At 34.7% G+C, this 21253-nt stretch carries 26 protein-coding genes; 1 reads left to right on the top strand and 25 read right to left on the bottom strand.

Annotation, left to right across the window (positions count from 1 at the left end; all coding sequences use genetic code 11):
• Positions 1-34 precede the first annotated feature (34 nt).
• The 7 genes from mraY to AC07XN_RS02685 form a co-directional block, all read right to left on the bottom strand.
• A complete protein-coding gene (gene mraY, locus AC07XN_RS02655) occupies positions 35-1249 on the bottom strand; it encodes a phospho-N-acetylmuramoyl-pentapeptide-transferase (RefSeq protein WP_309913389.1) in 1215 nt (404 codons plus the stop codon).
• Positions 1250-1398: 149 nt separating this feature from the next.
• Positions 1399-2859, bottom strand: a complete 1461-nt coding sequence (locus tag AC07XN_RS02660) for a UDP-N-acetylmuramoyl-L-alanyl-D-glutamate--2,6-diaminopimelate ligase (RefSeq protein ID WP_494741959.1) — start codon at positions 2857-2859, stop codon at positions 1399-1401.
• Between the two features lie 44 nt (positions 2860-2903).
• Entirely contained in the window at positions 2904-5009 is a 2106-nt protein-coding gene (locus AC07XN_RS02665; protein ID WP_323246267.1) for a penicillin-binding protein, read from the bottom strand.
• 432 nt (positions 5010-5441) lie between these two features.
• Entirely contained in the window at positions 5442-6548 is a 1107-nt protein-coding gene (locus tag AC07XN_RS02670; RefSeq protein WP_494741960.1) for a sensor histidine kinase, read from the bottom strand.
• Positions 6549-6657: 109 nt separating this feature from the next.
• Complete coding sequence (locus AC07XN_RS02675; RefSeq protein WP_494741961.1) at positions 6658-7638, bottom strand: Kelch repeat-containing protein; 981 nt, start codon at positions 7636-7638, stop codon at positions 6658-6660.
• A 98-nt stretch (positions 7639-7736) separates the two neighbouring features.
• Positions 7737-7937, bottom strand: a complete 201-nt coding sequence (locus AC07XN_RS02680; protein ID WP_309913374.1) for a helix-turn-helix transcriptional regulator — start codon at positions 7935-7937, stop codon at positions 7737-7739.
• A gap of 12 nt (positions 7938-7949) precedes the next feature.
• On the bottom strand, positions 7950-8414 hold the full coding sequence (locus tag AC07XN_RS02685; RefSeq protein WP_494741962.1) for a hypothetical protein: 465 nt from the start codon (positions 8412-8414) through the stop codon (positions 7950-7952).
• A 285-nt stretch (positions 8415-8699) separates the two neighbouring features.
• Here AC07XN_RS02685 and AC07XN_RS02690 point away from each other — a divergent pair, with 285 nt between their 5' ends.
• Positions 8700-9284 carry a Crp/Fnr family transcriptional regulator gene (locus AC07XN_RS02690; protein WP_494741963.1) on the top strand — a complete coding sequence of 195 codons (585 nt, stop codon included), beginning with the start codon at positions 8700-8702 and terminating at the stop codon, positions 9282-9284.
• Positions 9285-9299: 15 nt separating this feature from the next.
• Here AC07XN_RS02690 and AC07XN_RS02695 read toward each other — a convergent pair whose 3' ends face one another.
• From AC07XN_RS02695 to rplF, 18 genes are all read right to left on the bottom strand, one after another.
• Entirely contained in the window at positions 9300-9677 is a 378-nt protein-coding gene (locus AC07XN_RS02695) for an FtsL-like putative cell division protein (RefSeq protein ID WP_309913366.1), read from the bottom strand.
• 11 nt (positions 9678-9688) lie between these two features.
• On the bottom strand, positions 9689-10618 hold the full coding sequence (gene rsmH, locus AC07XN_RS02700) for a 16S rRNA (cytosine(1402)-N(4))-methyltransferase RsmH (protein ID WP_494587936.1): 930 nt from the start codon (positions 10616-10618) through the stop codon (positions 9689-9691).
• A 63-nt stretch (positions 10619-10681) separates the two neighbouring features.
• The gene (locus AC07XN_RS02705; RefSeq protein WP_494741964.1) at positions 10682-11641 is read right to left on the bottom strand and encodes a hypothetical protein; all 960 of its coding nucleotides are present in this window, start codon (positions 11639-11641) and stop codon (positions 10682-10684) included.
• Positions 11638-12177 (bottom strand): hypothetical protein, encoded by a 540-nt coding sequence (locus AC07XN_RS02710; protein ID WP_494741965.1) that lies wholly within the window; start codon positions 12175-12177, stop codon positions 11638-11640. The genes AC07XN_RS02705 and AC07XN_RS02710 overlap by 4 nt, the downstream gene beginning before the upstream one ends.
• 119 nt (positions 12178-12296) lie before the next feature.
• The gene (gene rplQ / locus AC07XN_RS02715; RefSeq protein ID WP_309913356.1) at positions 12297-12833 is read right to left on the bottom strand and encodes a 50S ribosomal protein L17; all 537 of its coding nucleotides are present in this window, start codon (positions 12831-12833) and stop codon (positions 12297-12299) included.
• Positions 12834-13013: 180 nt separating this feature from the next.
• The gene (locus tag AC07XN_RS02720) at positions 13014-14003 is read right to left on the bottom strand and encodes a DNA-directed RNA polymerase subunit alpha (RefSeq protein ID WP_309913354.1); all 990 of its coding nucleotides are present in this window, start codon (positions 14001-14003) and stop codon (positions 13014-13016) included.
• Between the two features lie 322 nt (positions 14004-14325).
• Positions 14326-14931, bottom strand: coding sequence for a 30S ribosomal protein S4 (gene rpsD / locus AC07XN_RS02725; RefSeq protein WP_309914672.1), 606 nt, complete (start codon positions 14929-14931; stop codon positions 14326-14328).
• A 113-nt stretch (positions 14932-15044) separates the two neighbouring features.
• Positions 15045-15440: a 30S ribosomal protein S11 gene (rpsK, locus tag AC07XN_RS02730; RefSeq protein WP_184128614.1), complete on the bottom strand. Its 396-nt coding sequence runs from the start codon at positions 15438-15440 to the stop codon at positions 15045-15047.
• A 115-nt stretch (positions 15441-15555) separates the two neighbouring features.
• Complete coding sequence (rpsM, locus tag AC07XN_RS02735) at positions 15556-15933, bottom strand: 30S ribosomal protein S13 (protein WP_109741970.1); 378 nt, start codon at positions 15931-15933, stop codon at positions 15556-15558.
• A 60-nt stretch (positions 15934-15993) separates the two neighbouring features.
• Complete coding sequence (gene rpmJ, locus AC07XN_RS02740; RefSeq protein WP_109324399.1) at positions 15994-16110, bottom strand: 50S ribosomal protein L36; 117 nt, start codon at positions 16108-16110, stop codon at positions 15994-15996.
• Positions 16111-16198: 88 nt separating this feature from the next.
• Complete coding sequence (gene infA, locus AC07XN_RS02745; RefSeq protein ID WP_095160735.1) at positions 16199-16417, bottom strand: translation initiation factor IF-1; 219 nt, start codon at positions 16415-16417, stop codon at positions 16199-16201.
• An 18-nt stretch (positions 16418-16435) separates the two neighbouring features.
• Positions 16436-17230, bottom strand: a complete 795-nt coding sequence (gene map / locus AC07XN_RS02750) for a type I methionyl aminopeptidase (RefSeq protein ID WP_309913350.1) — start codon at positions 17228-17230, stop codon at positions 16436-16438.
• A gap of 36 nt (positions 17231-17266) precedes the next feature.
• A complete protein-coding gene (gene secY / locus AC07XN_RS02755) occupies positions 17267-18589 on the bottom strand; it encodes a preprotein translocase subunit SecY (RefSeq protein ID WP_309913348.1) in 1323 nt (440 codons plus the stop codon).
• A gap of 209 nt (positions 18590-18798) precedes the next feature.
• Positions 18799-19245, bottom strand: coding sequence for a 50S ribosomal protein L15 (rplO, locus tag AC07XN_RS02760; RefSeq protein ID WP_309913345.1), 447 nt, complete (start codon positions 19243-19245; stop codon positions 18799-18801).
• An 80-nt stretch (positions 19246-19325) separates the two neighbouring features.
• Positions 19326-19505 carry a 50S ribosomal protein L30 gene (rpmD, locus tag AC07XN_RS02765; RefSeq protein ID WP_309913340.1) on the bottom strand — a complete coding sequence of 60 codons (180 nt, stop codon included), beginning with the start codon at positions 19503-19505 and terminating at the stop codon, positions 19326-19328.
• 77 nt (positions 19506-19582) lie between these two features.
• The gene (gene rpsE / locus AC07XN_RS02770; RefSeq protein ID WP_309913337.1) at positions 19583-20101 is read right to left on the bottom strand and encodes a 30S ribosomal protein S5; all 519 of its coding nucleotides are present in this window, start codon (positions 20099-20101) and stop codon (positions 19583-19585) included.
• A 55-nt stretch (positions 20102-20156) separates the two neighbouring features.
• On the bottom strand, positions 20157-20504 hold the full coding sequence (gene rplR, locus AC07XN_RS02775) for a 50S ribosomal protein L18 (protein WP_309913335.1): 348 nt from the start codon (positions 20502-20504) through the stop codon (positions 20157-20159).
• A 132-nt stretch (positions 20505-20636) separates the two neighbouring features.
• On the bottom strand, positions 20637-21191 hold the full coding sequence (gene rplF, locus AC07XN_RS02780; protein WP_309913333.1) for a 50S ribosomal protein L6: 555 nt from the start codon (positions 21189-21191) through the stop codon (positions 20637-20639).
• Positions 21192-21253 lie beyond the last annotated feature (62 nt).

The following is a 21253-nucleotide window of genomic DNA, read 5'->3' on the forward strand; positions in this document are numbered from 1 at the left end:
CTTTTGTCTTAGAATATAGTTTTATTCCGAAAATCTATCTCAATTTTAACGTAACGACCGAAACAACTACTAAAAGAATACAGATAATCCAAAAGCGTGTTACAATTTTAGCTTCATGATAGCCTTTTTTCTGAAAGTGATGGTGTAGAGGCGACATTAAGAAAATACGACGCCCTTCGCCAAATTTATTTTTGGTATATTTAAAATAACTTACTTGCATAATGACAGAGAGTAGTTCTATCAAGAATATGCCACATAATACAGGTATCAACAATTCTTTTCTGATTACGATGGCAAGTGTTGCGATAATTCCACCTAACATCAAGCTACCAGTATCTCCCATAAACACTTGTGCAGGGAAAGAATTGTACCATAAAAAACCAACGCATGCTCCTACAAAAGCCGCACAAAAAACGGCTAGTTCCCCAGAATTGGGAATAAACATTACGTTCAAATATTGAGAGAACACTTTATTACCTGATACATACGCTAATACTGCTAAACCAATACCAATAATTACAGACGTTCCAGCCGCCAAACCATCAATTCCATCAGTAATGTTTGCTCCGTTAGAAACCGCCGTAATAATGAAAATAACAGCAATTACATATATTACCCACGTATATTGGTCAAGCCCCAAGAAATCAGGGATTAAATAGCTATAATCAAACTGGTTGTTTTTTAGGAAAGGTACTGTTGAAATCAACGCTTTTGAATCCGTAAATTTTTGTACCTGACCTATGTTAGTAGCAATCTTTGCTTTCTCGTAAAACCTTACTTTAATGTCATCATTAAACCACATTGTAAGACCCACGATTAATCCTAAGCCAATCTGACCAACGATTTTGAATCTACCAGAAAGACCTTCTTTATTCTTTTTGAATACTTTGATATAATCATCAATAAAGCCAACGCCACCCAACCAAACGGCAGTTACCAATAACAAAATGATGTAAATATTATTAAGCTTCGCAAACAACAAAGTGGGCACTAGTAAAGACAATAGAATAATAAAGCCACCCATCGTAGGTGTACCTTTCTTTTGCATTTGTCCTTCTAATCCTAAATCTCTGATGGCTTCGCCAATTTGTAATTTACTCAATAGATTAATCACGGCTTTTCCCCAAATGGCTGCAATTCCTAAAGAAGTAACTACTGCCGCAAAAGCACGGAAGGTAATGTATTGAAACAAACCTGCTCCCGGAAAGTTGAAGTGTTTATCTAAATAATCAAATAGATAATAAAGCATAATAATTTGGTTAGTATGATGGCAAAATTATGAAGACAGATTTAAATAGCTTTTGTTTGTATAAACAGAAGTGCAAATTTAGTAATGTTATTTAGTTTTAAAGCAATATTCTATTCCTAATACTGCATCTCTTTTGTTGATAAGTTCTGTTAATTTCCAAAAGCTTCTTTCAAAATCAATCTATCATCAAAATCATATTTTACTCCTTGAATATCCTGATAGGTTTCGTGCCCTTTGCCTGCTACTAATATAATATCCCCTGCCTCGGCCAAGGTATTTACAGCATAATCAATGGCTTCTTTTCTGTCTACAATAGTTTTCGTTTTTTTGAAGTCTAGCGGAGGAACGCCTTTTTGCATCTGAGCCAAAATTTCTAATGGGTCTTCTTTGCGTGGATTATCAGACGTCAATATTACCTTATTCGATAAGCTACAAGCTATTTTTGCCATAATCGGGCGTTTGGTCGCATCTCTGTTTCCGCCACAACCCACTACCGTGATTACCTGTTGATCATCTCCTTTTATCTGCTTAATGGTTTTCAATACATTCTCTAAAGCATCTGGCGTATGGGCATAATCTACAATACCTACTTTTTTGTCTTTGATTGAAACAATCTGTTCAAATCGTCCTGGAGCAGTTTTTAATCCTGACATCTGTACGAGTACTTCGTCAGGGTCTTCGCCCAACAAGGTAGCGGCGCCATAAATAGCCATCAAATTATACGCATTGAAAGTACCTATTAGCTGAAAATGTATCTCTCGTCCATCTATTTCCATTTGCAAACCATAGATACTATCCGAAACAATCCTGCCTTTTACTGTAGCAAGGGTTTCTAGGGAGTAGGTTTTTATACTGGCCTTGGTGTTTTGAACCATCACTGCACCGCGACGGTCATCAATATTTACTAAAGCAAAAGCCGTTTTAGGTAAAGCATCAAAAAAACCTTTTTTAGCTTTGATATAGTTATCAAACGTTCCGTGAAAATCCAGGTGGTCATGGGTGATATTTGAGAAAATAGCCCCTGCAAAAGTTACTCCTGTAATACGATGTTGTACAACCGAATGTGAACTTACTTCCATAAAGGCATTCGTACAGCCAGCTTCAACCATTTCTGCCAATATCTTATTCAAACTTACTGCATCTGGAGTAGTATGGGTAGAAGGTATTATTTCTTCGTCAATCTGATTTTGAACGGTAGAAATCAATCCACAACGATAACCTAGTTGACGAAACAAACGAAATAACAACATTACAGTCGTTGTCTTTCCATTAGTGCCTGTAATACCTACTAGTTTTAATTTTTGAGATGGATTACCAGAAAAAGCCGAGGCGATATATCCTAAGGCTTCAGAAGTATCTTTTACTTGAATATAAGTAACTGATGGCAATGGATTCTCTGGTAAATCTTCGCAAAGAATGGCAGTTGCGCCCAATTCTATGGCTTTATCAATAAATGTATGACCATCCACTTGTGTGCCTTTTAAAGCCACAAACATCGAGCCCTCTGTAACAGCACGAGAGTCGATGATGATAGATGAAACTGCTATTTCGGTATTACCTAGTATAGTAATTGTTTTAATATTTTTAAGAAGACCAGTCAGGATTTGCATAATGATAATTGAAAAATTCAAATTAAAAAACCACTAATTCGCCATTAGTTTAGTACTAACCCAATTGTTCTATTTTTAGTAGCGAAAGAACCGGGTGGAATCGATTGGCTACTTACGCGACCAATACCTTTATAACTTACTTTATAACCTTTGTTTTCTAATACATAAATAGCATCCCTCAACGACATTCCTCTCATATCTGGTACTTTATTTTTAGGATTTCGGTGTTCTTCAAAATGCATCTTGCCATTTTCAGCTTGCATCGTTGCCCATCCCTCATTAGTAGGCATTTTTTCGATACCAAACTCTTCGTTGATAGCCTTGATGTCTGAAGTATGAGCAATTTGTTTTTGACTTGTAAGCTTGGTACCGCCTTTTGCCAATAATTTGTGCATCTGAATATCGCACGCATAAATTTTATCTGCAATTTCTTTAAAAACGGGTGCTGAGGCATCACTAGCAAAAAGGGCTTCTTTCTTTACGCCCCTCGGATTATCAATGGCCACTACACAGCTATATTTAGGAGCATCCGCAGGGAAATAGCCAATAAAAGAGGTATAATACATTCCTTTTCTGTATTTACCATTAATTAGTTTCTGCGAAGTTCCCGTTTTGCCTGCTATTTTATATAAATCATTTTTGATATTAGATGCTGTTCCTCTTTCCACAACCCCTTCTAACATTTTCCTTACTTTCGCTAAAGTTTCTTCAGAACAAATAGGATTTTCGTCTACTTCTTGTTTGATTTTAAAATCATCCTCCACTTTATCTGCCACTCTGGTTTCTTTTACGATAATGGGCTGAATCCATTTCCCATTGTTGGCAATGGCATTATAGAAGGTTAGCATTTGAAGGGGTGTCAAAGCCATTCCATAACCGATAGAGTTCCACGGTAAACCTGTGATATCTCCCTTTTTAGGGGGACTGATTTTAGGAATAGCATCTGGGCGTAATTGAAAATTCAAGCGTTGGTCTAAATGAAAATCATGTAGTTTTTGATAATACTTCATTTCATTTCCTTTGCCAAAATACTTTAACATTAACTTGGCAGTACCAACGTTTGACGAATGTTCAAAAACAGATTGGGCTGTTATTGTTCCATAGCCCGTAGTTTTAGAATCTTCTAAGATTTTATCTCCGATTTTCATTTTACCATCGCCTGTCTCTACCAGCTCATTATTCGATAAATTCCATTCTTCCATCAATGCCACCATAGATGCTAATTTGAATACAGAACCTGGGTCTGTTAAACCCAACACAGCATGATTATAAGTTTCGGCATAATTAGACGTATCCCGCATTCTGGTAAGGTTGGTCATCGCTTTGATTTCACCCGTAGCTACTTCCATTACTACCACACAGCCTTTATCCGCACCTGATCTTTTCAAGGCTCTCAGTAAAGAGCTTTCGGCAACGTCTTGTATATTTACATTAATGGTCGTGTGAATATCCAAACCCGGAATTGGGATAGATTCCTCTCCTCCATCTATTGGACGAAAACTTCCTTGACCTATTTTCTCAAAAATACCTTTTCCCGGTACTCCTGCTAATTGGCTATCGAAACTGTTTTCAATCCCTACTTTTTCTTTATCTTTTTTGTATCCTATTGTACGAAAACCCATTTTACCAAAGGGATTATAACGCACATTTACTTTTTCAAAAACTACTCCGCCCTTATATTTTCCTTCTTTGAAAATGGGCCAAGTCTTCATCATTTTTACATCTTGAAAATCTATCAAAGAATTATTCAGAAGAATATAGCGGTCTTTTTCATGACGGGCTAAATTAATCATCGAGAAATAATCCTTCCAGTCTTTATCCCCGTAAAAGTTTGATAGCTTTTTACATAAATCCTCAATTCCCTCCTCAAAAATCTTTTTATTTTTATCAGACAAAGAAACCAGTGGGTCAAAGCCTAAACGATATTTAGGCAAAGAGGTCGCTAGCAAACTACCGTCGTCTGCATAAATATTCCCTCGAACAGCTTCTATTGTTCTTTCGCTAACATACCTACGGCTCGACTCTTTACGCCATTTTTCACCTTCAATATTCTGTAATTGAACAATTCGCCATACTATTCCTATGGCAAAAAATAGGATTAGTAAAAACACAAAGCGTAACCTTAAAACAATGTCTTTTTTGATGTTCATTGATATATAAATCTGACAGAAAAATGCTTATAAATGCTTTTCCAAGCTACAATATCCACAAATATACTAAAAATCGGAAATGCGAATTGAAGAAAGCATCAAGATGATAAAGAAAGGGGAAATAAACACAAGACGAAGTCCTAATAAACTGAGCCTTCTATTTACATCTCTTTAAACAAACTTCACGATAGGCTAATATTTTTTTGGGAAGGGTAAATTTTGAAGCTGTTTAAACTTTCTCTTTCGGGTTAAACTAAGTCTTTTAGAATACTTTCACCTCAGAAACGGAAAGTTTAAAAAGCTTCTATAATAAACAAGCCCTAGAAGTTTCTAAATCGACACTTTTAGGGCTTATTTATCATAAAATCTATAAGTCTCTTTAAATTATATTGTTCTTATGTTCTTCAACGAAATGTAAAAAACCCATTTGAATCACGATAATACAATTTTCAAGTTGATTGAATAAGTATCTTTTTCATCCTTAATTTCAAGCGAGTGAGCATTAGGATAAAGCGTTATTAAACGTTTTTTTGTATTACTTAAACCAATCCCACCAAAAGTCGTTTTTCGATTAATAGATACAATATTAGACTTACTATTTACCACCTCAAATGATAAACTATCTTCAACAACTTTTAAATGAATTTTGATAAAACATCTTGATTTTAAATCGACTATACTATGCTTGAAGGCATTTTCAACAAAAGTAACGAGTATCATTGGAGGAATATTTCCATGTATTTCACCTTCTACTACAAAGTCTACTTTTAATCTTTTAGTATTCCTAATTTTCTCTAATTCTATGAAATTTGTCAGGAAACTTATTTCTCTTTCAAGGCTTATAGTTTGTTCATTAGATTCATAAAGTACATAATCTAATAAACTTGATAAAGACAAAATGGCATCACCATTACGCTTATCATCTGTTATCGTAAGACTATAAATATTATTAAGTGTATTCGTTAAGAAATGAGGATTGATTTGTGCTCTTAAATAATCAATTTCAATTTGCTTCTTTTCAGAAACACTCTTACCTAATGAACGAGTTAGTTTAATAAAAAAGGCAGGTAGCGCGGTAAGAAAAATTTCAAGGGTACTACCAATCACTTCACCTGTATTAAAATACGACCAATAACCTTTTTTGTAAAAAGCAAGCAATCCGCTATCAAGTCCATTAATATTTTTTGTATTAAACCATTTATTGTCAAATATTAAATGTACTCTGAAATAGAAAAGAATGCTCAAAATAAAAATCAAAAAGATGATTCCAAAAATTGTGACAAAGTATTTTTTGTAATTATCATTTGACCAAGTTTGCAGTATTACATAAGTTATAAAATAGAAATATATAAAATCTGATATAACAATATACAGTATAGTCGTTAGTTGATAATAAATATTAACAGTTGGCCCGAGAATTATTCCCCATAATCCAATAAAAAAAACAATCCAAAAAACAACATGCAACAACACCCTTTTTTGGTTAGATACCCCTTCTATAGGATATACTTTTAGAAACAAATCGGTAATCTTTTCCATTCAAAAACAGGTTTACTCTTTAATTGTCTTTATTTGTTTGTACTTTCATTTTCTGTAGAACTATATAAACATTATAAGAATACTTTCAAAAATAACTTTATTATCAATATTACTTCAATACTTCTATTACATCTAAATCTGGACCACCGCCACGGTTTCCTGAGCCAGCTATAGTATACACTTTCCCTTTTACCACTACTGCTCCCGTACCATGACGCCCTTGATTAAGACTTGGGAATTTTACCCATGTTTGTTTATCCACATCAAATGCTTCAACATCACTATGTGCTGGCACTTGTGCTGGGCTTTCTCCCCCAATAATCAACAGTTTATTGCCCAATGCTACAGCAGAATTTCCCGCTCTTTGTGTTGGCAGGTTTAAGTTTTCTGGCAATGTTTTCCAACTGTTCTGTTTAAAATCATACACATCTACCGCAGGTTCTGTCAGTTCCAATACTTTGTTGATTTTAGCGGTTGACCGTCTCCCTCCTGCTAAATACAATTTATCTTTTATCACCGCCACACTTACGTGGTCGCGAACATGGGGAGCATCAGCCAATTTACGCCAAGTATTATTTTGTGGATTATATTCATCCAACCATGCTACGTGGCCATCCCAATGTCCATCTTGAATCCCACAAACCAAATAAATTTTGTTCTTGTAAACTACACAGCCCGCTGAACCTCTTAATCTATCTGTAGGAATTTCTGGGCCTTTGCGCCATTCTCCTTTTTCAATGTTAAAAATATAAATATTAGGAATGGGCGTTTCATGTGGGTATTGACCCGTCAAAGCACCCATTACATATACTTCATTATGATAAGTAACTGCTTGTAAATGATGAATCTCTAAAGGCGCATCCGCCACTTTCGTCCATGTCTTAGTATTGATGTCATATACTTCGGTAGCTTTTACATTTCTTCCACCAAACAATACTAATTTATCGCCAACTGCTGCTAGCGTGTTTTCTGACCGCTTGGTACAAGTATTTACAGGCTGTATAATCTCCCAAGTTTGTGAATATATATTTACATTGGCAAAGCAGATTAATGCACAAAAGATTGACAAAAAATGAAGTTTAATTTTCATAGTATTTAAATTATTTTTAAGTTTTGATGCTTCAATTTAGTTACTAAATCTTAAAAATCAAGCCTTAGCTATGGCTATCGTACTCTATAAATTCATCACTAATCATTGTCTTCTAATTCAAAAATTTCTTCAACTTTTTTTGTAAACTCACGGGCAATTTTCAAGGCTAATACTGTTGAGGGAACATATTTGTTACTTTCTATGGCATTGATTGTTTGCCGAGAAACTTTAACTCTTTCTGCTAGTTCTCCTTGGGTAATGTTTAGTATCGCCCTTTCTATTCTGATTGTATTTTTCATAAAGCAGTACGTTTAACTTTCATTTTTTGATTTCAGGTATAAAACATAATAAAACCTGCCAATGAAAAACAGCAAAGGTGTAAACATATTATATATCATTACATTAAAATAATAAGTGCCATATACAAATATTGTGGCTACTATTAAAAGTCCAAAATTAATATAAATAGCCCACTGTAGGGTTTCTAGCCTTACTTGTGATACATATTCATCTTCTACTTTTTCTTTTGAGAAAGCAATCAGAATCATCCCAACGATGAGTCCTATTACAATAAATTCGTCGCCCAAATTAAGTGTTGTTTCATTGCTGGATGCGCCGAAACTATCTTGTAATGCATATTTAAAGGGTAAAGTAATGGTAAAAAAATCAAGCCCTGTTTTTGTAATGGCTCCAACAATCCAAATTAATAAGAAAAGGATTGTTAATGTCCAACCAACAAATTTGTACTGATACGGAAATAAATATTTTGCTTTCATCGGAATATATGTTAAGAGTTTTAGACAAGTTTAACGAACTAAAAGTAAAGTTTATTTTACAATATGACAAATATTTTATACATTTTTTTTAGTTGTGAGTCTTGAGTTTTGAATTGTAAGTGATGAGTTGTGAGTTGTTAAAAGATTGTTACCATTAAATGACAACCTATTTTAGGCAAGGATAAAGCACAACTTACAATTCATAACTCATCACTGAGAAGAAATATAGCAATACACCTTATCAATTTTTTGCTCTTGATTGTATCTTTGAAAAAACTTTCCTGAATGACTTCCCCAAAGCTTTTACTTCAACAAACCGTCAATCATATTCATCCTTTATCAGAGGAAGACTTTGAGGCTTTTTATGCGTTGTTTAAGCCTTTTTCTGCCAAAAGAAAAGAGATGCTTACTGAGGCTGGCTGTGTTGAAAAGTATTTATATTTTGTAGTAGATGGATTGCAAAGACTGTATTATCTGGACGAACAAAACCGTGAAGCGACTTTGGTTTTTTCTTATCAATCAAATTTTGGCGGTATCCTCGATTCGATGATGAATCAATCCCCGTCTAAATATTATTATGAGACCTTAAGCCCTTCTGTTTTTTTGAGGGCTTCGTATACTCAGATAGATGACCTTTTAGCTACTCACCCTGCTATTGAAGTATTATTGAGGAAAGGATTAACAGGGGCGTTTTCGGGAATATTAGAGAGGCTAGTAGAACTACAATGTTTTTCTTCGGAAGAAAAATTTCAACAATTATTACGGAGAAGTCCGCATATTTTACAAATTGTACCGCATAAATATTTGGCCAATTATATCGGTATCGACCCTAGCAATTTTAGTAAGCTAATCAATAGCATCAAGATTTAGCTTTTTTATACCCGCCTAATCTTCAACCACAATTTTGGTTGGAGGAACTTTGTTTTCTTCTAGCCCCATTGGTGCTACTTTCTTGATAATTTCAGATTGTTTGCCTGCTTTCATAAAATCAGCCTTTTGTGTTGTATAGTCAGCCCTTTTTTCTTCCAACACAAACTTTGCTTTATCTATTTTATGAATCAGACTTTCGGCATTTAACGACGAAACGATATAGATAACAATCAGTCCAGATACCCACAATACATAACGAAGTTGGCTGGCTGGAAACTCGCCACCCAACAGTCTATCCATATTGAATATCTTATCAAAAAAAGCAAAGATGCCCTTATTTGGTCTATTACTCGATTGACTAACCTTTGGGGCACGGGATACATTTTTTGCCATAATGCTTATTTTTACTTTTCAGACAATGCTGCAATTCTTAGTTTAGCACTTCTACTTCTACCATTGATTGATAATTCCTCTGGCGATGCCTCAATAGGTTTTTTATTGATAGCCATCAAAGGTTTGGTTACAGTACCGTAAATAATGTCTTTATCAGGCTCTCCTTTGAAGTTTCCTGCCTTTATGTAGTTCTTAACGAGTCTATCTTCCAAAGAATGGAAAGTCATGATACACAGCCTGCTTTCTTCGTCTTTCAACAAATCAGGCACTTGCTCTAAAAATTCTTCTATTACTTCCAATTCTTGATTAACTTCAATCCTGATGGCTTGAAATACCTGTGCAAAATACTTGAACTCTTTGAATTTAGGAGCATATTTTTCTAAAATAGCTTTCAATTCGCCTGTAGTTTTGATAGGTGTATTCAGCCTTGCACTATGAATAGCATTGGCTAAGGTACGAGCGTTTTTGATTTCGCCATACATTCCCAAAATTTTATGCAATTGTGCTTCAGAATATTCATTGACAATCGTATAAGCTGACACCTCTGCCTTTTGATTCATCCTCATATCTAAATCACCTTCAAAGCGTGTCGAAAATCCACGTGTTGGTTCATCTATCTGATGTGATGAAATACCAAAATCGGCTAAAATACCATCTACTTTTTTGACTCCATATAATCTTAGGTATTTTTTAATGTTCCTAAAATTGGTTTCGATGAATGTAAAGCGAGGGTCTTGAAAAGCCTGAGCATTTACTTTAGCATCTGGGTCTTGGTCAAAAGCATATAGTTTTCCCTTTTCGCCTAACTGTGCTAATATAGCTCTTGAATGACCACCGCCTCCAAAAGTTACATCAACATAAACGCCATCAGGACGTATATTTAGTCCGTCAAGGCATTCTTGAAGCATTATTGGGCGATGGTACTCAGTATTGATTGTCATTATTTTTAATCTTTAAATACAAATTTATGGATAATCTTGCTAGAATTTAGCGAAGCATTTCAATTAAATATGAAGCAATTTCTTTACGTCCAACGCTAATTTTTGAGAAAAAATCTCAGCTCCATATTTATTCAAATGTTGAGAATTATAAAAATACTTTCGTTGATAACACAGCGAATCTTTTGAATAATCTAAAAAATAGCAATGATAGCGTTCAGATGCTTCTTTACACATATTCATCATTATATGCTTATTTTTATACAAAGGCTGTACTTCATAATACTCAGGGGCATACAATAACACCACTTTGATGTGTTGCTTTTCGCAAAAAGCTAAATATTCTTCAAACTGCTTTCTGATAGCCTTATCAAACGTATACCTTACCCCTTTTGGGTACCGCTTCTTAAACCTTTCAAAATCACGGTTCCATTCATAAGTATTGCCTCTGTAACCCTTATATTTAGTAGTAGTATCGTATAGTGAAGTAAAATTCACAAAATTACAAATGCCTTCCCAAGCCAAAGCTTGCTGATTTTTATACTTTAACAAGGGTATATTTTGTTGATACTCATCAAACTCTCCTTTATGTCCACGTGTAGTTTCAGTTATGACTGGCTCGTTAATAAAAGGTAGAAACTGTTCAGGATTTACTACATCAGCTCGTTTAGCAAAACCATATACATCTACGTTATGAATAATATATTTAGGCTTTTTATTATGGGCCAAATACAATTTAAATCGGGCAAATTGCATATCGAAATGCCAAGCCGACATACCTAAGTTATAAGAATTAAGTCGTAAAGAACTGTCAATAATTTTAGGAGAAATATGAAACTCTGCCCTTGATGACCCTAAAATCAATAAATCTGCATTGATTTTTCCATCAAACAAATCATTCCAGCTTGCATAATATGCATTTCTAGATTTTCTCAGACCGCTATCTACAACAAATGCCAAGGCATATAAACTAATGATAATTAGAAAGGACAATAAAGCTATTTTCTTTAAAAACCTTTGTATCATTTTTGTGCTTTTGCTTCTATCTTAAATGCCTTTTTATCGCCAAACACTAGCTTCTGCGTACCTTCTATTAAATAATAGTCTACAACGCCATTCGCCAAAGTCATTTTAATATGCTTATCGGTTTCATAAAGGTAGTTTTCATTAGTAATAGTGGCTTCTAGTGCAGTAAATGCTCCCTTTTGAAGATAGATTTTTACAGATTTTACTGGAAGATTTTCCTTTGCTTTTAGGGTGTAAACAATGGTAGAATCAGACTGAGTGATGTCATAACTATTCAAATAAGCAGGTTTATTCAAATCAGTTTGCAGGAATAGCTCTAATTCTTTTGACCAGTCTTCTATCTTGATAAGCTTGGTTTCTGGTATATTATTACTCCAAACAGTTTTATTAAAAGATGGTTTCTTTGTATTCAGAATATTGATTTGATTGCTTATCGTAGTTTTTAAATCAAAGTATTTATTGATAGAAGAAGTCTTTTCTTCCTTACAAGCAATAAGCAAAGTAAGCGCTACAAGTATTATGATGGATGATTTCATATTACAAAATTACGGATGTATATTGATATTAATAACGTAAAAGTTATAATCGACCAAAATAACAAAAGGACTTCGACCAAAGTCAAAGTCCTTTTTGAAATAGAAAAATCTACTTTAGATTATTCTTCAGTTTTTTCTTCCGAAGTTTCAGCAGCAGGAGTTTCATCTTCTACTACTTCAGCCGAAGGAACCTCAGCTACTGGTGCAGCTTCGATAGTATCTTCAGTTTTCTTAGCTCCAGAACGACGACCACGACGAGTTTTCACTGCTTTCTCAGCTGTAGCTGCTAATAAAGTTTCGTTGAAGTCAACTAATTCCATTAAGCACATTTCAGCATTATCACCAAGACGATTAGCCAATTTGATAATTCTAGTGTAACCACCTGGACGGCTAGCAACTTTCTCAGAAACAATACCAAAAAGTTCTTTAACAGACTCTTTGTTTTGTAAGTAAGAGAATACAATACGACGATTGTGAGTATTGTCGTCTTTTGATTTTGTAATCAAAGGCTCAACATACTTTCTTAATTCTTTAGCTTTAGCAGCCGTAGTTTCGATTCTTTTGTGAAGAATCAAAGAAGATGCCATGTTTGATAACATAGCGGCTCTGTGAGGAGCAGTTCTACCTAAATGGTTGAATTTTTTACCGTGTCTCATTATATTGTTTCGTAAGTTTGAAATGACCCACTTAGTTCCCAGCGGAAATAAGCCATCATTGCGGTTAAGTTAATTCGCATCAACTCACCTATTACTACTATTAAAAATTAAAAAAATTAGTGCTTACTACAGTTAGCAAACACTAATTTTTCCTTGATTGCTAAACAAGCTGAATGGCTCTTAGTCTTCGTCTAAACGATAACGAGCAACATCCATACCGAAGTGAAGTCCTTTTTCTTCGATTAGTTGTTCTAATTCAGTCAATGATTTCTTACCGAAATTACGGAATTTCATCATGTCAGAAATTTCTAATCTAGCCAAGTCTCCTAAAGTTCTAACATCTGCTGATTTAAGACAGTTGTAAGCACGAACTGACAAGTCTAAATCTGCAAGAGCAGTCTTCAATAATTTTCTCATGTGTAGCATTTCTTCATCTACCACGTTGTCTTCTTCTGCCTTCATAGACTCGAAAGTCATTGTTTGGTCAGAGAACAACATAAAGTGTTGAATCAAGATATATGCTGCACCTTTTAATGCGTCTTCAGGGTGAATTGATCCGTCTGTTTCAATATCCAAAACCAATTTCTCATAATCTGTTTTTTGTTCAACACGAGTATTTTCGATGCTGAATTTCACATTTTTGATTGGTGTAAAGATTGCATCAATCGGAATGTGACCAAAAGGAGGTTCTGAGTTTCTAGTTTCGTCTGAAGGAACATATCCACGACCTTTTTCAACGATAATCTCCATCTCAAATTCTTTTGATTCATCTAAATTACAGATAACTAAATCTGGATTTAAGATGTCAAAATAATTTGTAAATTTAGCAATATCGCCTGCTTTAAGAGTGCTTTGACCTTTCACTCTTACATTGATTTTATTCTCAAGGATTTCCTGACTTTTTTTGAATCGAACTTTCTTCAAATTCAAAATAATTTCAGTCATATCCTCAATTACTCCTTCAATGGCTGAAAATTCGTGCAAAACTCCGCCAACCTTAACGCTTGTAATAGCGTAGCCTTCTAATGAAGACAGCAAGATTCTACGAAGTGCATTACCGATTGTAACGCCATAGCCTTTTTCGAGTGGCTTAAACTCAAATAACCCGTGAAAGTCGTCAGCTTTTTCCATGACAACTTTATCGGGCATTTGGAATGCTAATATTGACATATTTCGTAGCGTAATTTACCTTGGAATGTGTAAGAATAGAGTAATCAATTCGCAATTTACGAATTAACTCTGTAATTTTAGCATTTAGGGTTACTATTTTTTCGATAAAATCTTGACATTTCAGAAGAAATCATCTATATTACAAGTTTACGGAAAATTAAGTCCCTTAGAATAAACAATATTAATTATTGTACATCTAATATTGAATAAACACAAAATCAAACAAACTTAGATTTTACACATTAATGTAAAATCTAAGTCACAAAGTTTTCAATTAAATTGTCAGAATATTTTTGACCATTTACTCTGTCAAAATATATGATTACTTAGAATAAAGTTCAACGATTGCTTGCTCATTGAAGTTCTCTGGAATGTCAGAACGTTCTGGATAAGAAACGAATTTACCAGTCATTGTAGGAGTATCCCATTCTAACCAGTTGAAACGTTTTCCAGCTTTTCCAGCAAGTGAGTTAGAAACTACCTCTAAAGATTTAGATTTCTCACGTACACTTACTAATTGTCCTGGCTTAAGAGAATACGATGGAATGTTTACAATTTCACCGTCAATAAGAATGTGCTTATGAATAACCAACTGACGAGCTGCACGACGAGTAGGAGCAATTCCTAAACGATATACAGTGTTATCAAGACGAGCTTCACAAAGTTTCAAAAGGTTTTCACCTTTGATACCTTCTCTTACAGCCGCTTTGTGGTATAAGTTTTCAAATTGCTTTTCAAGGATACCGTAAGTATATTTCACTTTTTGCTTTTCTTTTAATTGCAAAGCATATTCTGAAACTTTACCACGTTTACCTTTACCGTGCTGACCTGGACCATAGTTTTTGCGTGCTAACGCTTTACTTGGACCTAAGATTGGCTCACCAAAACGACGAGCAATTTTTGATTTTGGACCTGTATATCTTGCCATTTCTAAAATTAATAAAGTCATCAAACCTCTTTTGTTCGATGAAGTAATTAAGATAAATAAAAGAAAACGTTAATAATTACTAATTAACGTTTCCAGTAAATTTTTAATGAAGATTAAACTCTACGACGTTTTGGAGGACGACATCCGTTGTGAGGAAGTGGAGTAATATCTTTGATAGAGATTACTTCGATACCAGCATTAGAAATAGTTCTAATAGCTGATTCACGACCTGAACCTGGTCCTTTTACAAAAACATCAGCTTTTTTCATCCCAGCTTCTACAGCTACGGCAGCGCAGTTTGTTGCGGCTGTTTGTGCAGCATAAGGAGTGTTTTTCTTAGAACCTTTGAAGCCCATTTTACCAGCAGAAGCCCAAGAGATTACTTGTCCTTGACTGTTAGTAATAGAAATAATGATGTTATTAAAAGAAGCTTTGATGTGTACTTGACCATGCTGTTCAACTACAACAACTCTCTTCTTTGCTTTGTCTTTTCTTTTAGCCTGTGCCATTGTTAGATTTGTTTTTCAATTCCAGTTTTGAGTACGTACATTCTCCAAAGAGCAACCTTCTCATCTTAGAACTCGACGAATTAAGAATATTATATCCTTAAACTCAGTCTAATTTTTACTTAGTAGCTTTTTTCTTGTTCGCAATAGTCTTACGCTTACCTTTACGAGTACGAGAGTTGTTCTTAGTTCTCTGACCACGTAATGGAAGACCTTTACGGTGACGAAGACCACGGTAACAACCGATGTCCATCAAACGCTTGATGTTCAACTGGATTTCTGAACGAAGTTGACCTTCTGTCTTGAATTCTCCAGCGATAATCGCACGAATTGCACTTGCCTCTTCATCGTTCCATTCGCCAGCTTTTTTGTCGAAAGAAATATTAGCTTGTGTTAAAATTTTCTGAGCAGTGCTACGACCTATTCCGAAGATGTAAGTCAGAGCAATTTCGCCTCTTTTTTTGTCGGGAATATCAACCCCTGCAATACGAGCCATACTTTTTTAGCTTTTTAGATTTTAAATGAAGGAAGTTTCTCAACTACCCCATGTTAATAATCATCCTTGTCTTTGTTTGAACTTTGGATTTTTTTTGTTAATAACATAAAGTTTTCCGTGACGACGGATTACTTTACATTCAGCACTACGCTTCTTGATAGACGCTTTAACTTTCATTGTAGTATTTATTAATGTTTCTATTAATTACAGTTTTGCAAAAGCATCCGTAAAGTTTACTAAAACTATCAATTGCCAACTGCCTATTTTACTTGTAACGATACACAATTCTTGCTTTACTTAAGTCATAAGGAGACATTTCTAACTTCACCTTATCACCAGGTAAGATTTTAATGTAATTCATTCGCATCTTACCAGAAATATGGGCAATCACTTGATGGGTATTTTCTAACTCTACTCTAAACATAGCATTTGAAAGAGCCTCAATGATAATTCCATCTACTTCTATTGATGATTGTTTTGCCATAAATTCAATTTGAAAATTTCAAATATTAACGATGTACTCTGATTTAGCAATAACTTCCTCAATAAATTTAAAGGTAGTTAGTATATCTGCTTTATCTTTTTTAATTGCTATTGTGTGTTCAAAATGGGCAGATGGCTTTCTATCTTGGGTTCTGATAGTCCAACCATCATTTTCCTGATGAATGGCTTTCTTTCCTTGATTTACCATCGGTTCTATGGCAATTACCATATTCTCCTTTAGCTTTGCTCCATCGCCTCTTCTACCATAATTGGCTACTTCTGGTTTTTCATGAAGAGATTTCCCTACTCCATGCCCTACTAGCTCTCTAACAATTGTAAAACCTAATTTCTCACTGAAAGTTTGGATAGCAAAGCCAATATCACCAATTCTTTTACCTACTACTGCTTGTTCAATTCCTTGGTAAAGTGATTCTTTGGTGGTTCTCAGTAAAAGAAGAGTCTCTTCGTTTACATTACCGATTGCATAAGTATATGCACTGTCGGCATGAAAACCATTTTTAAATACACCCCCATCAATTGTTACAATATCTCCGTCTCTTAATTGATAATTGTTTGGTATTCCATGAACCACTACATCATTTACCGAAATGCATAAAGATGCTGGGAACTTGTTGTAATTAAGAAACGAAGGGGTACTATTATTATCTTTAATAAACTCGTAAGCTACTTTATCTAACTCCTTAGTCGTTACGCCTGGCTTTATCATTTTGGCTACCTCTGCATGAGCTTGACCAAGTATAATACCATTTGCTCTGATGATTTCTAAATCGCTATTTGTTTTTAAATAAATCATTCTTATTGGTGCTTAGGAAATAACATCCTAAAATTGTTATTGAGCAACCGCCTCTGTTCTACCTTTGATTCTACCTGATTGCATCAATCCTTCATACTTACGCATCAATAAATAACTTTCTATTTGCTGTAGGGTATCTAATACAACACCTACTAAAATTAGCAATGAAGTTCCTCCGAAGAAAGATGCAAAACCACGAGTGATTCCGAATAAACTTGCTAAAGCAGGAAGGATAGCAATAATGGCTAACATAAATGCTCCTGGCAAAGTAATTCTATCTAAAATATCAGCGATAAAAGTTGAAGTAGCTTCACCTGGCTTAACACCTGGTACAAAACCACCACCTCTTTTCATATCATCAGAAATTTGTGTTGGGTTAATTGAAATAGCCGTATAAAAGAATGTAAATACGATAATCAAGAACGCAAATAACAAATTGTATTCTAATGAAGTGAAATCACTGAATTTCTGAGCTACCGACTGTGCGAATTCACTTTTCTCAGCTAAAGAACCTGCTACCAATCCTGGAACAAACATTAAAGCTTGTGCAAAAATGATAGGCATTACACCTGCTGAGTTAAGCTTCAACGGAATATACTGGCGTTCGCCACCTACTGATGAAGTTCTGTTACCTACTACTTGTTTAGCATATTGTACTGGGATTCTTCTAACTGCTTGCGTAACCATTACGGCACCCATTACTACGAAGAAAAGCGCTACAATTTCAATTACAAATAATAAAGCTCCTGACATTCCACGAGATTGAGCTTCACCAATGATTGATCCCGGGAAACGAGATACAATACCAATCATAATTAGCATTGAAATACCATTACCAACTCCTTTATCAGTAATTTTTTCTCCTAACCACATACAAAACATTGTACCAGCAATCAAGATAATTACAGCAAACAAGCGGAACGACCATGCACTAACGATGATTGCTTCTGCAGGAATAGTTGTTTGTAGGTATGCTGTTGCTTGAGCGGCAGTAACAAAGATTGTTAAAACTCTTGTAATTTGGTTTAATTTCTTTCTTCCTGACTCTCCATCCTTTTGCATCTTCTGAAAATATGGCAATGCAATTGTTAACAATTGAATAGCAATAGAGGCAGAGATGTAAGGCATAATACCTAAAGCAAATATAGAAGCATTATTGAATGCTCCACCCGAAAACATATTCAACAAACCTAATAAACCGCCTTCTCCTTTTTGTTCTAATTTTGCAGCATCAATACCTGGTAAAACGATATAAGAACCTAAGCGAAAAAAGGTGATAAACAACAGAGTGTTAAGGATTCTACCTCTTAGTTCCTCTATTGAGAAAATGTTTTTGATAGTGTTAATAAACTTGTTCATGCTATCTGTTTAAATAATCGTCAAATAATGAATGAAAACTGAAATTGTTCAACTTTTTCTTTAATCACAAATCTGTTGCCAGTTTTTACACGATTACTCAAATATTTCTGTTGTCTATCTAATTAATTTGAAAATCGGGATTTTGAAAATTTGAAAACTAACAAATCTATTAAACAAAACTTGAAGCTCCAAATTTTCATAATTTCAAACTACCCCACAATTGCTTTTCCACCTGCTGCTTCGATAGCAGTTTTGGCAGATTCAGAAAAACCTTTAACTGTTACTTCTAATGCTGATGTTACCGCACCACGTGACAAGATTTTCACTAAATCATTTTTAGAAACTAATCCATTGTTATAAAGTACATCATGATTGATTACTGTTGCACCAATTGAATCAGCTAAAGCTTGTAGCGTATCAAGGTTAATTGCCTTGTATTCTACACGATTAATATTTTTAAATCCGAACTTAGGAACTCTACGCTGTAAAGGCATTTGACCACCTTCAAAACCAGCTTTACGAGAATAACCTGAACGAGACTTTGCACCTTTGTGACCACGAGCAGAAGTACCACCTAAACCAGAACCAGCACCACGACCAACTCTTTTTCTAACTTTTGTTGAGCCTTGAGCAGGCTTTAATGAAGAAAGATTCATTGTATTATTTTTTTAATGTTTGCTAAACGCTACTCCCCTGTGGAGTAACTCGCTATACTAATGAGGAAGCCTCAATAATATTAGATATTCTCAACTACAATCATGTGTTGAACCGCACGAATCATCCCTTCAATAGCAGGATTCAACTCTTTTTCAACGCTTTTATTAATTTTGCCTAAGCCTAAAGCTTGCATAGTACGTTTTTGAACGTCTGGGCGTTTGATTGTACTTTTTACTTGTGTAATTTTTACCTTTGACATGGTCTTATAGTTACGAGTTTGGGTTAAAAGTTATTACAATGTAGTACACCTTAATAACTCATAACCTTAAACTGCTCTTATCCGTTGAAAACTTTTGCTAAAGAAACGCTTCTTTGGAAAGCAACTGTATGTGGATTTCTCATTTTCACAAGAGCATCAACTGTTGCTTTAACCACGTTGTGTGGGTTTGAAGAACCTTTAGATTTTGCTAATACGTCATGTACACCAGCAGATTCTAATACAGCACGCATCGCACCACCCGCAATTACTCCAGTACCCGGAGCAGCAGGCTTCAACAATACGAAACCACCTGAGAATTTACCAATTTGTTCGTGCGGAACAGAGTTTTTCAATAAAGCTACTTGGAATACATTTTTCTTTGCATCCTCAATACCTTTAGCGATAGCATCCGTTACTTCGTTAGCTTTTCCTAAACCGAAACCTACGATACCTTTTCCGTCACCAACTACAACGATTGCAGAGAAGCTGAAACGACGTCCACCTTTTACTACTTTCGCTACACGATTGATAGCAACAACTTTTTCTTTTAATTCGCCTTCGTTAACCTTTATTGGCTTTGATATTAATTGCGACATTTTTTCTGAATTTGAAAATTTGTGAATTTGACTAATAAATAATCAAATTAACTAATTAGAATTTAAGACCACCTTCTCTTGCACCATCGGCAATTGCTTTTACACGACCATGATACAAGTATCCGTTACGATCGAAAACAACCGCTAATATACCAGCCGCTAATGCCTTCTCTGCGATTTTTACTCCTACTTGCTTAGCATTCTCTACATTGCCATTAGCCAAGCCAAGTTCTTTTGTAGAAACTGCTGCTAATGTATGTCCTTGAACATCATCAATAATTTGAGCATACACACCAGTGTTCGAACGAAACACTGATAATCTTGGTTTGCTAGCTGTACCAGAAACCTTTGCTCTTATTGATCGTTTTATGCGTAATCTTCTTGAATCTTTTTGCGTAGCCATTGTAATATTTATATGTTTTGTGGATTGCCGACCCACGATTGGAATTTGAATTTCGTTAATTTGAAAATTTAAAATACTTTGTATAAATACAGATATTTCAAATTTTCAAATCATATCAATTACAAATTACGATTATTTTTTACCACCAGTTTTACCAGCTTTTCTACGAATTTGCTCACCCACAAAACGAATACCTTTACCTTTGTAAGGTTCGATTTTACGTAATGAACGAATTTTCGCTGAAACTTGACCTACTAATTCTTTATCAATTCCTTCTAAAGTCACTTTAGGGTTTTGACCTTTCTCCATTGCAGTAGTCACTTTCAATTCACTTGGAATCTGAACAAATACAGCGTGAGAATATCCTAAACTTAACTCAAGAATATTTCCTTGATTTGATGCTTTATAACCAACCCCAACAATTTCCATCTGAGATTTGTATCCTTCGCTTACACCAATAACCATGTTATTGATTAAAGAACGATATAAACCATGAAGGGCTTTGTGACGTTTCTGTTCAGTAGGACGTTTTACTGCTAATTCTGCACCTTCAATCTCAACAGTGATGTCTGGATCGATAGTACGTTCTAAAGCACCTTTAGGTCCTTTTACTGATACATGATTTTTATCAACCGTTACTGTTACACCAGCAGGTAACGTGATAATCTTATTGCCAATTCTTGACATGATTGTAATTTGTTTTGCTTAGATGGAAGTCAAAAAATCATAACCCATGGTTATCAATTAAT

The sequence above is a fragment of the Arcicella sp. GW458-12-2-14-TSB2 genome (assembly GCF_059423785.1).